Here is a 15353-nt window from a genome sequence, read left to right on the forward strand (position 1 = left end):
GTGGGTGCAACAACAGTAGATACTAACAATAAAGAGTTTCAGGATGCCCTGAATCTTATCCAGTATACCCGCCAGTCCGTCTTTCTGACAGGAAAGGCCGGTACGGGTAAGTCCACGTTTCTGCGCTATATCTGTGCCAATACAAAAAAGAAGTATGTAGTGCTTGCTCCTACCGGTATTGCTGCCATTAATGCAGGTGGAAGTACTATGCACAGTTTTTTCAAACTTCCTTTTTATCCTATTCTGCCGGACGATCCGAATCTGAGCCTTCAACGTGGTCGTATCCATGAATTCTTTAAATATACAAAGCCACACCGGAAATTGCTTGAGCAGATAGAACTGGTGATCATTGATGAGATCTCGATGGTGAGGGCAGATATTATTGATGCTGTGGATCGTATACTGCGGGTATATTCCCGTAATTTACGGGAACCTTTCGGGGGGAAACAAATACTGCTTGTAGGAGATGTATTCCAGTTGGAGCCTGTGGTGAAAAACGATGAACGGGAGATACTGAATCGTTTTTATCCCACGCCCTATTTTTTCTCTGCACGTGTGTTTAGTGAGATTGACCTTGTTTCAATTGAGTTGCAGAAGGTGTATCGGCAGAGTGATCCGGTCTTTGTCAGTGTACTCGACCATATACGCAATAATACTGTCGGAGCAGCCGATTTACAACTACTTAATACCCGATATGGCACACAGATAGAAGAGAGTGAAGAAGATATGTACATCACTCTCGCCACACGAAGGGATAATGTGGACTATATCAATGATAAAAAGCTGGCCGAACTTCCCGGTGATCCGGTAACTTTTGAAGGTGAAATAGAGGGGGACTTTCCGGAAAGTAGTTTGCCCACTTCTAAAGACCTGGTGCTGAAGCCGGGTGCACAGATTATATTTATCAAGAATGACTATGACCGCCGTTGGGTAAATGGTACTATCGGTACCATAGCAGGTATTGACGATGACGACGGAACTATTTATGTAATAACAGATGATGGAAAGGAATGTGATGTAAAACTGGATTCCTGGAGAAATATCCGTTATCGCTATAATGAAGAAAAAAAGGAGATTGAAGAGGAAGTTTTGGGAACTTTCACCCAATATCCCATTCGCCTGGCATGGGCTATCACTGTGCACAAAAGTCAGGGACTGACATTCAGCCGTGTGGTTATCGATTTTACCGGGGGAGTCTTTGCCGGAGGACAGGCATATGTGGCATTAAGCCGTTGTACATCGCTGGAGGGCATTCAACTTAAAAAGCCGATTAACCGGGCGGATGTCTTTGTACGACAAGAGATTGTGAATTTTGCCCAGCGTTTCAATAACCGGCAGGCTATAGACAAAGCGTTGAAACAAGCGCAGGCAGATGTACAATATGTAGCTGCTGCCCGTGCTTTCGACCGTGGAGATATGGAGGAGTGTCTGGAACAATTCTTCCGTGCCATTCATTCACGCTATGACATTGAAAAACCGGTTCCCCGCCGACTGATCCGTCGGAAACTGGAAGTAATAAATACATTACGCGAACAGAACCGGCAACTGAAAGAGCAGATGCGTGCACAGCAGGAATATCTCAAGAAGTATGCCCGTGAATATTTACTTATGGGTAATGAATGCATCACGCAGGCACACGATGCCCGTGCTGCCCTTGCAAATTATGACAAAGCACTGGAACTCTATCCTGACTACATAGATGCCTGGATTCGTAAAGGCATCACCTTATTTAACAATAAGGAATATTTTGATGCCGAAACATGTTTTACTACGGCTATACGCATCAGTCCTGCCAGCTTCAAGGCTTTTTATAACCGTGGGAAGCTCCGTCTGAAATCCGAGAATACGGAAGGAGCCATTGCCGATCTTGATAAGGCAACTTCATTGAAACCTGAACACCCCAAAGCGCATGAACTCTTTGGAGATGCTCTGTTGAAAGCAGGCAAAGAAGCAGAAGCAGCTCTTCAATGGCGTATTGCCGAAGAATTAAAGAAAGCGCTTTCCGCACGGGGAAGTACGCCAGGCGATAATAACAAAAGGGATATTTAATTTGTTATTTATAGATAAACTTGTTTCAGTTTTATTTAAATTTGAAAAGAAATGAGCGAAACTCACCACAGAGTAGCACTGAGTAGTATTTATCTGATAAAACGCGGATTAATACAGATTAACGCAGATTAAAAGACTGTAGTTCTTTATCATACATTTGTTTCCCTTTGTGAAAATCTGCGTTCATCTGCGTTTCAATAAAGATTTAAACTCTGTGGAACTCCGTGTTACTCTGTGGTGAAATACATTCAAAACTGTATGATAATAAACAAAATACATGCTTATGGAATGGAGGAATAACTTGATTACCGGCTTGCAGTGGTCCGATGATATAATTAACAGGGAAGGTAAGGAGCAGGTGGCACACCAGCTGGCTGCACAGGTGAAAGACGGTGAAGTAATTGGTGCAGGTTCCGGTTCCACTGTCTATCTTACTCTTTTTGCCATAGCCGAAAGAATCCGGAAAGAACAGCTTCATGTTGAGGTGATTCCTGCTTCGATAGAGATTTCAATGACCTGTACACAATTGGGGATTCCACAGACAACTCTTTGGGAGAAACATCCGGACTGGGCTTTTGATGGTGCCGACGAGGTAGATCCCTCCCGCAATCTTATTAAAGGAAGAGGAGGAGCGTTATTTAAAGAAAAACTATTGATAAAAAGCAGTGACCGGGTTTTTATTGTTGTGGACGATAGTAAGTTTGTTTCCCGGCTGGGTAGTAAGTTTCCTGTTCCCGTTGAAGTCTTTCCTACTGCGATGGTGTATGTAGAAAATCAGTTGAAAGAACTTGGAGCTTCAAAGATTACCTTGCGCATGGCTAAAGGAAAAGATGGCCCCATACTGACCGAGAATGGAAATTTTATTCTTGATACCTGGTTTGGGGAAATTGGTGAGTCCTTAGAAAAAGAGATAAAGAATATCACAGGGGTGATTGAAAGCGGGCTTTTTATAGGATATGATATAGAAGTATTAGTCGCTAAACAAAAATAAGAATTAGGGTGCTTCCCGCACGGGGAGGTACGCCAAGCGATAAAAAAATGTGGCCATTTGCGTTCCAGGTTATTTCCGGATTATTCCGGAACTTTGATAAGGTTATTTATTTGTGTACTGATTGTTTCTGCAACAACATTGGAAGAGTCATCGGAAGTGAAAACAATAATCCCCTGGGGAGAGGCAATATAAATGCGAGGTATATTCTGTGAAGCGAACTTCTTGAAAACAGCATCATCCTCCTGGGCGGAGTAGGGGATTGTAAGCTGGTTATTAGTCCAGTATTCTGTCAGACTTTCGTATCCCTGAGATCTGCTTATAATTACGAAACGGACAACTTCATTATCTTTGAATTGCTGATAAGCACTTTCTATCTCCGGTAGCTCTTTCCGGCAATCGGGGCATCCGGTATTGACGAATGCAATCAGGCATACCTTACCACGCAGTGTGGCTGTTGATACAATATTTCCATCATTATCCTCTACCGAGAACTCCGGTAAGGCATCTCCCGGTTTCAATGAAAATACATCCGGATCTTCCTGAATACACCTTCCGAATATGAACAGGAGTGAAATTAACAATGCCAATCTCATGAAGGCTGACGCAATTGTACTTTTAGTATAGGGTATTGAAATTAACATTGCTAACGATAAATTAAATGATCCTGTTTTTACTTTGCAAAAGTACGTACTTCATACATACCAAAGTACGTACTTTTATCTATATAAAGTACGTATTTAACACAGTATTAAATACGTACTTTCTTTGTTACTTATTTGGTTTCTTTTTCAGTCGCTTCCTTCTGTTGTTTCTGTTCTATTTTCTTTGTTACAAATTGTATTTTCAGGTTAGCTTCTTCCTGTTCTTTCTTTATTTGCCCGATGGACGACAATAGTTGTGATAATTCATAAATACCGGCAAGTGCTTGTCTGTCGGCAGGGGTCATGGTAGTAGTATATTTGCGGTCTCCAATGTATTCTACTTTGATATTTTTGTCCCGGTTCAGGTAGAGGAATCCCATTACATTGCCGTCTGCCCCCATTTTATAATCGGCTTTTTCTATCTTTTCCCCCAGATCAGTTGTTTCATAACTATCTTTAGATGCAGGGGTTTCGGCAAAGCTGCCATCAGGAGCTATTACTTTCACTGCAAAATGATGAAGGTTACTTCCGCCGCAATAAATAGAGGTCATAGTCATCACTCCTTGTTCATTCACCTGAAATCGCAGGAAGGAGCGGTGTAGATTCTTCTCTACTGTTTGGGTAGGCCAGAAGTAGTTACCCGTTTGTTGGTATTCTGCATCCTTCTCCAGCACATATTTGTTTTTAATCGATTCAAATTCTTTCTGCTTTGTTTGCAAAATACTGTCCAGATAAACCAGGCTTTGCTGTTGTTCTTTCAATTCTATCTGCTGCATCAGGCTTATGCCTTCTCTTCGTGCATCGAAAGCTTTGGGATAGAGTATTTTGATACTGTCTATCTGCAATTTGGCTTCGTTATAATCTCCTTGCTCAAAGGCTATACGGGCTGTAATTAGCCTTTCATTGGCTTTTTTTTCTGCATCGTTACCGCAAGAGGCTAATACAAGCGTGGCACATAGTCCTACAATCAGTTTCTTCATTTTGTTGTTCTTTAGTTATGAATGACAAAAATACAAATTTAGTGTGAAGAGCGTAGCGTGAAGGATGAAAAGTTGTACCTTTGCACTCCAAAAGTAGTAGTTGGCAGTTGGAATTCAATTCCGGCTACAAAATTCTAACTTCTAAATACCAATTATGATAGAGTTGACTCAGGAAGAACTGAAACAGCAATTTAACGATAAGATATTCGGTCAGATTTCAGAAACAGCCGATGCACTCGGATTAGAGTGTTATGTGGTGGGCGGATACGTCCGTGATATTTTTCTGGAACGCCCTTCCAAAGATATAGATGTAGTAGTGGTGGGAAGTGGCATTGAGATGGCGCAAGCATTGGGCAAACGCTTGGGTAAAGGCGCTCATGTTGCACTTTTCAAGAATTTTGGTACTGCGCAGGTGAAGTATCACGGCATTGAAGTGGAGTTTGTGGGTGCCCGCAAAGAATCTTATCAGCGTGATTCGCGAAAGCCCATTGTGGAAGACGGTACATTGGAAGATGATCAGAATCGTCGTGATTTTACGATCAATGCGCTTGCCGTTTGTCTGAATAAAGCGCGGTTTGGCGAGTTAGTCGATCCGTTTGGAGGAATTAATGATCTGAAAGAAAAGACTATACGCACTCCGCTTGATCCGGATATAACATTTAGTGACGATCCTTTGCGAATGATGCGTTGTATCCGTTTTGCTACCCAACTTGGCTTCTACATTGATGATAATACTTTTGAATCGTTGTGTCGCAATTGTGAACGGATTGAGATTATTTCGCGTGAACGGATTGCAGACGAGCTGAACAAGATCATTCTTTCTCCTGTACCTTCCAAAGGTTTTATCGATCTGGAGCGGAGTGGATTATTGCCGCTTATTTTCCCTGAATTGGCAGCGTTGCAAGGGGTAGAAACACGGAATGGACGTGCACACAAAGATAATTTTTATCATACGCTCGAAGTACTCGACAATATCAGTAAGAAAACGGACAACCTCTGGCTTCGCTGGGCAGCTTTGTTGCATGATATTGCCAAACCTACTACCAAACGGTGGGAGCCCAAAATCGGATGGACTTTCCATAACCATAATTTCATTGGCGAAAAGATGATTCCTACCATCTTTCGGAATATGAAATTGCCCATGAACGAAAAGATGAAATATGTGCAGAAAATGGTAAGTCTGCATATGCGTCCTATTGTGATTGCCGATGACGTTGTGACGGATTCTGCCGTGCGTCGTCTGCTTTTTGAGGCGGGAAATGACATTGATGATTTGATGACTTTGTGTGAAGCTGATATCACTTCTAAAAATATGGAGCGTAAACAACGTTTCCTGAATAATTTTAGTTTAGTACGTCAGAAACTTAAAGATCTGGAAGAGAAAGATCGTATTCGTAATTTTCAGCCTCCGGTAAGCGGTGAGGAGATTATGGAAATATTCGGACTTTCTCCCTGTAAGGAGATTGGTTCGTTAAAAAGTGCTATAAAGGATGCAATTTTAGATGGTGTTATCCCTAATGAATATGAGGCTGCCCGTGAGTTAATGCTCAAGAAAGCAGAAAAAATGGGACTTAAACCAATAAAGTAAAAATAGGGATTCAGAGAAAGTACCGGTTGTAATTAAGTGAAATGCAACCGGTACTTTTTGTATGTGTGTCATTTTTATAAAATATTGTGCTGTGACGGAAAACCGTGACAGATCTTGTCTTTTTATTTGTTTCTGATGTTATTCTTTTTTCTTTTCTGTTTTATTTTCAAATAAAACTGTATTCATTCTCGTGAATAAACGTTTCGATGAGGATTCTGTGGCAGTGATACTGGCAGTAATAGAATCTACGCGTTCTGCTTTTTTGAATGAAGCATATAAAGAACTGGCTGCGTATCCGGTGAAAGGTGCATACGTATTTCTCGATGCTTGTTTCAGTGGTGGCTATAAGAGTGCTACCCCGCTGCTTGCACAGAAAGGAGTACGCGTAGTGCCGAAAGTAGGATTGCCTCAGGGTAATACTTTGAGTTTCTCTTCAAGTAGTGGTGATCAGACCTCAAGTGTTTATCACGATAAAAAGCAAGGCTATTATACTTACTTCCTGATTAAAACGATTAAGGATGCAAAAGGAAACCTTTCAATGAAAGAACTCTTTGAGAAAACCAGTACTGCCGTGAAGAAAGCAACTGCTATGATTGGTAAAATACAGGAACCGCAGTGCATGGTTTCTCCTACATGGACGGAGTGGGAGAGTTTGAGGCTGGAAACTCAGATGGAGGAGTAGTGATTAGTGAGTAGTGAGTAGTGATAAGTGATTAGTAGGCTGCGCGTCATGCCGCATGGTACTAATCACTAATCACTAAACACTAATCACTATTTCAGAGTTCGATAATCTCCTCATTACAGATCGTCAGTTTTTCAACTCCTTCGCTGGTGACAGCCCATGAGTTTTCAATACCAACAGGACCGACACCTGGTAAAACGATTTTGGGTTCTAAAGCAAATACCATACCTGGTTCCAGCTCTTGCTTCATACGTGGTGCAATTACAGGCATTTCGTTAATTTCCAATCCGATGCCATGACCAATGAAACGTGCCTGCTGGCTGATGCCCATGAAGTTTTCTGCAAATCCGGCTTTGGTAACCATATCAATGGCAGTGTTATACAAATCTTCACATACAGCTCCAGGCTTAGCCATTGAAGCAACCTCGTTTTGTATATCCAGACAAACCTGATGTGCGGCATAGGCTTTTTCACTCAGTTTGCCGATAGAGAACACGCGACTCATATCGCCCATATATCCGTTGAAGTTACCACCTAAATCCACCATTACGCTTTGGCCTTCTTTCAGCGGAGAACCATTTACTCCTCCCGGCAGTGCCGGATCGAGTCCTTCACCTCCCAAAGCAAAGTCGTAGGGAGAAGGTACAGCTGCGTTATCGCCAGTCAGTACGCTTCCCATAAAGATTTCCATACTTTGACCAAATACGCGGAAAATACCCAGTGATCCTTCCAGGCGCATCAGACGTTCAATTTCAATAGAGAATTCGCGATCAGTCATTCCCGGACGATAAGCAGAAGGAATCTGGTTGTATGCTTTGGCATGTGCAATTCCCGAGCGACGGAACAATTCTATTTCAATAGCTGTCTTTATACTTCGTGCCTGGCGGATAAGCGGGGTACCATTAACGACTTCTATATCCGGAAATATGGCAGCCAGTCGTACGTATTCCGTATAGGGCAATTCGTCACCTTCGAGCATCAGTTTAGTAGGCATGGGCAATTTCTCCTCTTTCAGGATATCTATGATTTGTTCCGGTTTACGGACAGAGAAGATATGTTCGCCTGATATATTGTTGGGACGTTTTACAAATAAGCGGGCGGGAGCGTTAAGAGGCAAGTATAAGTATCCGCTGACAACACGGCCGTACGTATAGAGCAAGTTTACATTACAAGTGATTAGGGCGGCATCAATACCTTGTTGAGCCATCAGCCAGCGTATTTTATCGCGGCGCAGTTTTAATTCCGGTTGTAACATCTCGTTATTATGTTTTGATTTTGAGATGCAAAGTTAGGCTATTTTGGTTGAAAATGAAACCTTCTGGTAAAAAAGTGCGCTACCCACGTCCTGTCACAGGAGGAAAGTAGCGCAAACCACAAATACAAATACAACTAAACAAAGTTTTTCTATTTACGATTAGACAATCCAAAGATTTACGATTAGACGATTTACCATTTACGATTGAAGTTACTTGTGAATAAATAGATGTAATTCCAATCGTAAATAGTAAATCGTCCAATCGTAAATCTTAAATAATTCCTTGTCCAAGCATCGCATGAGCCACTTTCATGAATCCTGCAATGTTGGCACCTTTCATATAATTGATATAGCCATCACTTTCAGTACCATATTTTACGCACTGGGCATGAATATCGTTCATAATCTGATGCAGATTCTTATCTACTTCTTCTGAAGTCCAGGAAATATGCATTGCATTTTGAGTCATTTCAAGACCGGAAGTTGCTACACCGCCTGCATTGACTGCTTTACCCGGACCATACATGATACGTGCAGCAAGGAATGTATCAATGGCTTCGGGGCGGCATCCCATATTAGATACTTCACCTACACACATCACTCCGTTAGCAACCAGTTGTCTGGCATCTTCTTCGTTTACTTCATTTTGAGTGGCGCAAGGCATAGCGATATCTACTTTCTGTTCCCAAGGCTTTTTACCCGGGTAGAAAGTTGCATTCGGATATTCTTCGGCGTAAGGAGCTACAATGTCATTACCACTGGCACGAAGTTCGAGCATATAGTCTATTTTCTCACCGGAAATACCATCCGGGTCATAGATGTAGCCGTCAGGACCGGAAATGGTAACCACTTTGGCACCCAATTCTGTAGCTTTAATAGCAGCACCCCATGCCACATTTCCGAAACCGGAGATAGCCACTGTTTTACCTTCAAAACTGGTCCCTTTATCTTTCAGCATTTGCTGAACGAAATAGCAGGCGCCAAAACCGGTAGCTTCGGGACGGATACGGGAACCGCCGAACTCCATGCCTTTACCGGTGAAAGTACCGGTATGTTCGCGCGTCAGCTTTTTATACATACCAAACATATAGCCTACTTCACGACCTCCTACACCTATGTCACCGGCAGGTACATCCATATCCGGACCTATATGGCGCCATAATTCAAGCATGAAAGCCTGGCAGAAACGCATGATTTCAGCATCGCTCTTTCCACGGGGAGAGAAGTCGGAACCACCTTTACCACCACCCATCGGCAGGGTAGTCAATGCGTTTTTGAATGTTTGTTCGAAGCCCAGGAACTTCAAAATGGAAAGGGTTACAGATGCATGGAAACGAATACCGCCTTTATACGGGCCGATAGCATTATTGAACTGTACGCGGTAGCCTAAATTGGTTTGTACTTCACCTTTATCATCTACCCATGTTACACGAAACGTAAAGATGCGATCTGGTTCGACAAGTCTTTCTATTATTTTGGCTTTTTCGAACTCTGGATGCAGATTGTATATATCTTCAATAGAGAGAAGTACTTCTTTGACTGCTTGGAGGTACTCAGATTCACCGGGATGCTTCGCCTCAAGAGAGGACATAATTTTCTGAATGTTCATAATACTATGTTTTAAAAGGTTCATTCTGATAAAATGTCAACTACTGACACTGCAAATATAGGAAAACTTTTCTATAAACCTCTTTTTTATGGTGATATTTTGATTAAATAATGATAAAATGACAATTTGATTTACGATTAGACGATCTTAATATTTACGATTAGACGATTTACGATTTACGATTGGGATTACATAAAATTATAAGTAACTTCAATCGTAAATTGTAAATCGTCTAATCGTAAATCTCCGAATCTTCGGATTGTCTAATCGTAAATCCCCTTAATAGTTTAAAGTTTTGTTGGATCCATTCCTAAATTATACATAATAAATCCGTATATATCGGCTTGCTCTTCCAGTACTTTTTTCATTGGTTTACCCGCTCCGTGTCCGGCTTTGCTATCGATGCGGATAAGGGTTGGATTAGTACCGTCATTGCACTCCTGCAATGTAGCAGCAAATTTGAATGAGTGGGCCGGAACTACGCGGTCGTCATGATCGGCAGTAGTAACCATGGTGGCCGGATACTTCGTGTCTGGTTTCAGATTGTGTAACGGAGAGTATCCCTTAAGGTATTCGAACATTTCTTTACTGTCTTCACTTGTTCCGTAATCACTGGCCCAGTTCCAGCCGATGGTAAACTTATGATAGCGGAGCATATCCATAACTCCTACCTGCGGAATGGCTACTTTGAACAGATCGGGGCGCTGTGTCATACAGGCACCTACCAGCAAACCACCGTTTGAACCACCTACAATAGCTATTTTATCCGGATTGGTATACTCATTGTTGATAAGGAATTCTGCGGCAGAAATAAAATCATTGAACACATTTTGCTTTTGCATCTTAGTACCGGCAACGTGCCATTCTTCACCATATTCATTACCACCCCGCAGGTTTACCTGTGCATAGATACCTCCGTTTTCAAGAAATGGAATACGGTTGATACTGAATCCCGGGTTGAGGCTGATACCAAATCCTCCGTATCCGTAAAGGAATACCGGATTTTGGCCGTCTCTCTTCAAGTCTTTTTTATACGTAAGAAATATCGGAATCATAACACCGTCTTTGCTTGGGAAGAAGATCTGTTCGGTTATAAAATCGTCTGGATTGAACTTTACTTTCGGAGCACGGTATAACTCTGAGGTATTTGTGTCTATGTCGTACTTATAGGTAGTTCCCGGAATAGTAAATGAAGTGAAGCCAAAGAAACATTCCTTATCATCTTTGGTACCACTGAAACTTACAGAACCCAATGAAGGGAGTTCGATTTCGTGTAGTCTTTTCCCGTTAAGATCATGAACATAAGCATGGTTGGATGCATCCTTGTCGTAAGTCAGAAAGAGTTTGCCACCAATTATTTCTGCATCCGAAAGAACCGAAGCTTTTTCGGGTACGAGTTCTGTCCAGTTTTCCAGCAGCGGGTTATTGATATCGGCTATCATGATCCGGTTTTTCGGAGCTCCGTAATTAGTAAATATGTATATTTTGTTATCGATAACTTCGATAGGAGAGTATTGGTAGTCGAAGTCGGTGGTTAATTGCAAGAGTGTTGCATTGGGGCTCTTTAAATCTTTTATAAATAGATTGTTACCTCTTCCGGCTCCCGATTCATATATAAAGAGAATACGTTCGTCTTTGCTTGTACTGGCAGAGTAGAAGCGTTTTGGGTATGCAGGATTCTCGTATATCAGTTTATCCTCGGTTTGAGGAGTACCGATTTTATGATAATATATCTTATGATTTTCATTGACGTTGGAAAATTCTTTACCTTTTGCCGGAGCATCATATGCACTATAGTAAAATCCATCTCCTTGCCAGGCTGCTCCTGTGAACTTGGCCCAGTTAATATGATCTTCGAGCAGTTTACCTGTGGCGGTATCCATTACATAGATCTCGGACCAGTCCGAACCACTCCGCGAAATGGTATATGCCGTATATTTACCATCGTTGGAAAAAGAGAGGCTGGTGAGTGCTACCGTACCATCATCCGACAATTGGTTCGGATCCAGAAAAACACGGGCTTCTCCGTCTAATGAGTCTTGTACATATAATACACTCTGGTTTTGCAATCCGTCATTTTTATAAAAATAGTATTTTCCATGTTTCTTGAATGGAGTACCTATTTTCTCGTAATTTGCCAGATCGGTTAAGCGTTTCAACAGTTGCTCACGGAAGGGTATTTGAGCAAGATATGCATTGGTTACTTTGTTTTCTGCTTCTACCCAGGCGGCAGTAGCTGCACTGGTATCGTTCTCCAACCAGCGATAAGGATCGGAGACTTTTGTCCCGAAATATACATCTACACTGTCTACTTTGGCTGTTTTAGGATAGACCAATTTTTTTTGTTGGGATGTACATGACATGACCATAATTCCACTTAATAATAAGACTGTTTTTTTCATTATAAATAGTTGTTTGTAGTGAGAAAAGTACAAATATATACAGAAGCGGTGAAATAACCACCTTTAATTCTATAAAATTCATTTGCATTTCCCGATAAAAAAGGCGAATTTTGTCTTTCAATTTTTAACTACAGGAAATCCATGCTCAGTAAATACAAATTAAATCAGCTTTATTTCAAAGATACGCAGTTTGCCAATCTGATGACGCGGCGTATTTTCAATGTCCTGTTGATAGCCAATCCGTATGACGCTTTTATGCTTGAAGATGACGGGCGTATTGATGAAAAAATTTTTAACGAATATACTTCCTTGTCGCTTCGCTATCCTCCCCGTTTTTCGCAGGTTTCTACAGAAGAGGAGGCTCTGGCACTGCTTGCAAGTATGACATTTGATCTTGTTATTTGTATGCCGGGTACGGGAGATAATGACAGTTTTGATATCGGGCGTCACATTAAGAGTCTGTATGAGCACATTCCTATAGTCATTCTTACGCCTTTCAGTCATGGTATTACAGCGCGTATTGCCGATGAAGATCTGAGTGCGTTTGATTATGTATTTTGCTGGTTGGGTAATACCGATCTGCTGGTATCTATCATTAAATTGATAGAAGATAAGATGAATCTGGAGCACGATGTGGCAGAAGTAGGGGTACAGCTTATTTTGCTGGTAGAAGACGGTATCCGTTTCTACTCTTCGGTGTTGCCAAACCTGTATAAGTTTGTCTTGAAACAGAGCCAGGAGTTCTCTACTGAGGCCCTGAATGCCCACCAGCGTACTTTGCGTATGCGTGGACGTCCTAAAATAGTGCTGGCACGTACGTATGAGGAAGCTATTACGCTGTACGAAAAATATAAAAACAATATACTTGGGGTGATTACCGATGTACGGTTTCCTCGCGTAGAGCGTGGAGAAAAAGATGGGTTGGCAGGTATTAAACTTTGTGCTGCCATACGAAAAGAAGATCCGTTCGTGCCCCTTATTATTCAGTCGTCCGAATCGGAGAATTCTGCTTATGCTGCCAAATATGGTGCCAGTTTTATTGATAAGAATTCCAAGAAAATGGATGTGGATCTGCGCCGTATTGTTTCTGATAACTTTGGTTTCGGAGATTTTGTCTTTCGTAACCCCGAAACGGGAGAGGAGATTGCCCGTGTGCGGAACCTGAAAGAACTGCAAAATATTCTCTTTGCTGTTCCGGCCGAATCATTTTTATATCATATTTCCCGTAATCACGTGTCGCGCTGGTTATATTCGCGGGCTATGTTTCCTGTTGCCGAATTCCTTAAACCTATCACCTGGAATAGCTTGCAGGATGTAGATGCTCACCGGCGGATTATCTTCGAGGCCATTGTGAAGTATCGTAAGATGAAAAATCAGGGTGTAGTGGCTGTTTTTAAGCGCGATCGCTTCGACCGTTATTCCAATTTTGCCCGTATTGGCGATGGGTCTTTGGGAGGAAAAGGACGTGGACTGGCTTTCATTGATAATATGGTGAAGCGCCATCCTGAATTTGAAGAATTTGAGAATGCCCGTGTTGCCATTCCGAAGACGGTAGTACTCTGTACGGATGTCTTTGATGAGTTTATGGATACGAATAATTTATATCAGATAGCTCTTTCCGATGCCGATGATGATATAATTCTGAAATATTTCCTGAAGGCAAAGCTGCCGGACAGACTGGTGGAAGATTTCTTTACCTTCTTTGATGTAGTGAAGTCGCCTATTGCCATTCGTTCTTCTTCATTACTCGAAGACTCACATTATCAGCCATTTGCCGGAATTTATAATACTTATATGATTCCTTATCTGGATGATAAGTACGAGATGCTCCGTATGCTTTCTGATGCTATCAAGGGGGTGTATGCTTCTGTCTATTTTAAAGATAGTAAAGCATATATGCAGGCTACCTCCAATGTGATTGATCAGGAAAAGATGGCTGTTATTCTGCAAGAAGTGGTGGGTAACCAGTATGGCGACCGTTATTATCCGTCTATGTCCGGTGTGGCTCGTTCGCTCAATTACTATCCGATAGGAGATGAGAAAGCAGAAGAAGGTACTGTCAATCTGGCTCTTGGTTTGGGAAAATATATCGTAGATGGCGGAATGACGCTTCGTTTCTCTCCCTATCACCCCAACCAGGTATTACAGACCAGTGAAATGGAGATTGCCTTGAAGGAGACGCAAACCCGTTTTTATGCGCTCGATCTTAAAAATGCCGGAGAAGACTTTTCTATTGATGATGGATTCAATCTGCTGAAACTTCATGTGAAAGAGGCGGAAAAAGATGGTGCGTTGCGTTACATTGCTTCTACTTATGATCCTTACGATCAGGTGATTCGGGATGGATTGTATCCGGGAGGGCGCAAAGTGATCACGTTTGCCAATATCCTGCAACATGATGTATTCCCTCTGGCTCGTATCCTGCAATTGGTTCTGAAGCATAGCGAACAGGAAATGCGTCGCCCTGTAGAGATAGAGTTTGCTGCTACTTTGAGCCGCGAACAGGATAAGACGGGTACATTCTATCTGTTGCAGATTCGTCCCATTGTCGATACAAAAGAGATACTTGACGAAGATCTCACCACCATTCCGGATGAAGATGTCATTCTGCGTTCTAACAACTCATTAGGGCACGGAATCATGAATGAGGTGTGTGATATCATTTATGTTAAGACCGACGGATACAGTGCTTCCAATAATCAGGCTATTGCCTGGGAGATAGAAAAGATGAATCAGCAGTTCTTAAACGAAGGGAAGAATTATGTGCTGGTTGGCCCCGGACGATGGGGAAGTAGTGATACCTGGCTCGGTATTCCGGTGAAGTGGCCGCATATCTCTGCTGCCCGTGTCATTGTGGAAGCCGGGCTGACGAACTATCGGGTAGATCCCAGCCAGGGAACACACTTCTTCCAGAACCTTACTTCGTTTGGAGTGGGTTACTTCACTATTAATGCTTTTATGAATGACGGTGTTTACAATCAGGATTTCCTGAACGCACAGCCTGCTGTTGAGGAAACTAAATTCTTGCGGCATGTGCGGTTTGAGAAACCAATAGTAGTGAAGATGGATGGTAAGAAAAAGCTGGGAGTGGTATTGATGCCACAAGATTGATTCTTTTGGTGGCGTTTTACTTTCAACTTTCACTATAGAACTCTG

The 15353-nt window shown here is 42.1% G+C and carries 9 protein-coding genes and 1 pseudogene; 5 read left to right on the top strand and 5 right to left on the bottom strand.

Features of this window, described 5'->3' with window-relative positions; genetic code table 11:
- On the top strand, positions 1–2049 hold the full coding sequence (locus tag VCM39_RS05010) for a tetratricopeptide repeat protein (protein ID WP_221649603.1): 2049 nt from the start codon (positions 1–3) through the stop codon (positions 2047–2049).
- A gap of 283 nt (positions 2050–2332) precedes the next feature.
- Complete coding sequence (gene rpiA / locus VCM39_RS05015) at positions 2333–3040, top strand: ribose 5-phosphate isomerase A (RefSeq protein ID WP_221649604.1); 708 nt, start codon at positions 2333–2335, stop codon at positions 3038–3040.
- A gap of 80 nt (positions 3041–3120) precedes the next feature.
- Here the strand turns inward: rpiA and VCM39_RS05020 are convergent, their stop codons facing one another.
- Both VCM39_RS05020 and VCM39_RS05025 read right to left on the bottom strand, forming a co-directional pair.
- Positions 3121–3633: a TlpA family protein disulfide reductase gene (locus VCM39_RS05020; protein ID WP_289293084.1), complete on the bottom strand. Its 513-nt coding sequence runs from the start codon at positions 3631–3633 to the stop codon at positions 3121–3123.
- Between the two features lie 179 nt (positions 3634–3812).
- Positions 3813–4661, bottom strand: a complete 849-nt coding sequence (locus VCM39_RS05025) for a hypothetical protein (RefSeq protein ID WP_221649605.1) — start codon at positions 4659–4661, stop codon at positions 3813–3815.
- A gap of 154 nt (positions 4662–4815) precedes the next feature.
- On the opposite strand from VCM39_RS05025, the gene VCM39_RS05030 reads away from it, so the two are divergent.
- Positions 4816–6249, top strand: a complete 1434-nt coding sequence (locus VCM39_RS05030; RefSeq protein ID WP_322933118.1) for a CCA tRNA nucleotidyltransferase — start codon at positions 4816–4818, stop codon at positions 6247–6249.
- A gap of 262 nt (positions 6250–6511) precedes the next feature.
- Positions 6512–6931: pseudogene (locus tag VCM39_RS05035) on the top strand (caspase family protein); the annotation flags it as partial.
- A 94-nt stretch (positions 6932–7025) separates the two neighbouring features.
- Here VCM39_RS05035 and VCM39_RS05040 read toward each other — a convergent pair.
- From VCM39_RS05040 to VCM39_RS05050, 3 genes are all read right to left on the bottom strand, one after another.
- Positions 7026–8186 (bottom strand): M24 family metallopeptidase, encoded by a 1161-nt coding sequence (locus tag VCM39_RS05040; protein WP_221649609.1) that lies wholly within the window; start codon positions 8184–8186, stop codon positions 7026–7028.
- A gap of 271 nt (positions 8187–8457) precedes the next feature.
- Positions 8458–9795, bottom strand: coding sequence for an NADP-specific glutamate dehydrogenase (gene gdhA, locus VCM39_RS05045; protein WP_221649610.1), 1338 nt, complete (start codon positions 9793–9795; stop codon positions 8458–8460).
- 287 nt (positions 9796–10082) lie between these two features.
- Entirely contained in the window at positions 10083–12197 is a 2115-nt protein-coding gene (locus VCM39_RS05050) for a prolyl oligopeptidase family serine peptidase (protein ID WP_289293071.1), read from the bottom strand.
- A gap of 141 nt (positions 12198–12338) precedes the next feature.
- Here VCM39_RS05050 and VCM39_RS05055 point away from each other — a divergent pair, with 141 nt between their 5' ends.
- Positions 12339–15308 (top strand): PEP/pyruvate-binding domain-containing protein, encoded by a 2970-nt coding sequence (locus VCM39_RS05055; RefSeq protein WP_221649612.1) that lies wholly within the window; start codon positions 12339–12341, stop codon positions 15306–15308.
- The last annotated feature ends 45 nt before the right edge of the window (positions 15309–15353 follow it).

It is taken from the genome of Bacteroides mucinivorans (assembly GCF_034654355.2).
Taxonomy (GTDB): domain Bacteria; phylum Bacteroidota; class Bacteroidia; order Bacteroidales; family Bacteroidaceae; genus Bacteroides; species Bacteroides nordii.

Bases quoted from the DNA above. Each gene is read 5' to 3' on its own strand.
- VCM39_RS05020 (WP_289293084.1), bottom strand. From the start codon at position 3,633: ATGAGATTGGCATTGTTAATTTCACTCCTGTTCATATTCGGAAGGTGT.
- VCM39_RS05025 (WP_221649605.1), bottom strand. From the start codon at position 4,661: ATGAAGAAACTGATTGTAGGACTATGTGCCACGCTTGTATTAGCCTCT.
- VCM39_RS05050 (WP_289293071.1), bottom strand. From the start codon at position 12,197: ATGAAAAAAACAGTCTTATTATTAAGTGGAATTATGGTCATGTCATGT.
- VCM39_RS05030 (WP_322933118.1), top strand. From the start codon at position 4,816: ATGATAGAGTTGACTCAGGAAGAACTGAAACAGCAATTTAACGATAAG.
- VCM39_RS05055 (WP_221649612.1), top strand. From the start codon at position 12,339: ATGCTCAGTAAATACAAATTAAATCAGCTTTATTTCAAAGATACGCAG.
- VCM39_RS05040 (WP_221649609.1), bottom strand. From the start codon at position 8,186: ATGTTACAACCGGAATTAAAACTGCGCCGCGATAAAATACGCTGGCTG.
- rpiA (WP_221649604.1), top strand. From the start codon at position 2,333: ATGGAATGGAGGAATAACTTGATTACCGGCTTGCAGTGGTCCGATGAT.
- gdhA (WP_221649610.1), bottom strand. From the start codon at position 9,795: ATGAACATTCAGAAAATTATGTCCTCTCTTGAGGCGAAGCATCCCGGT.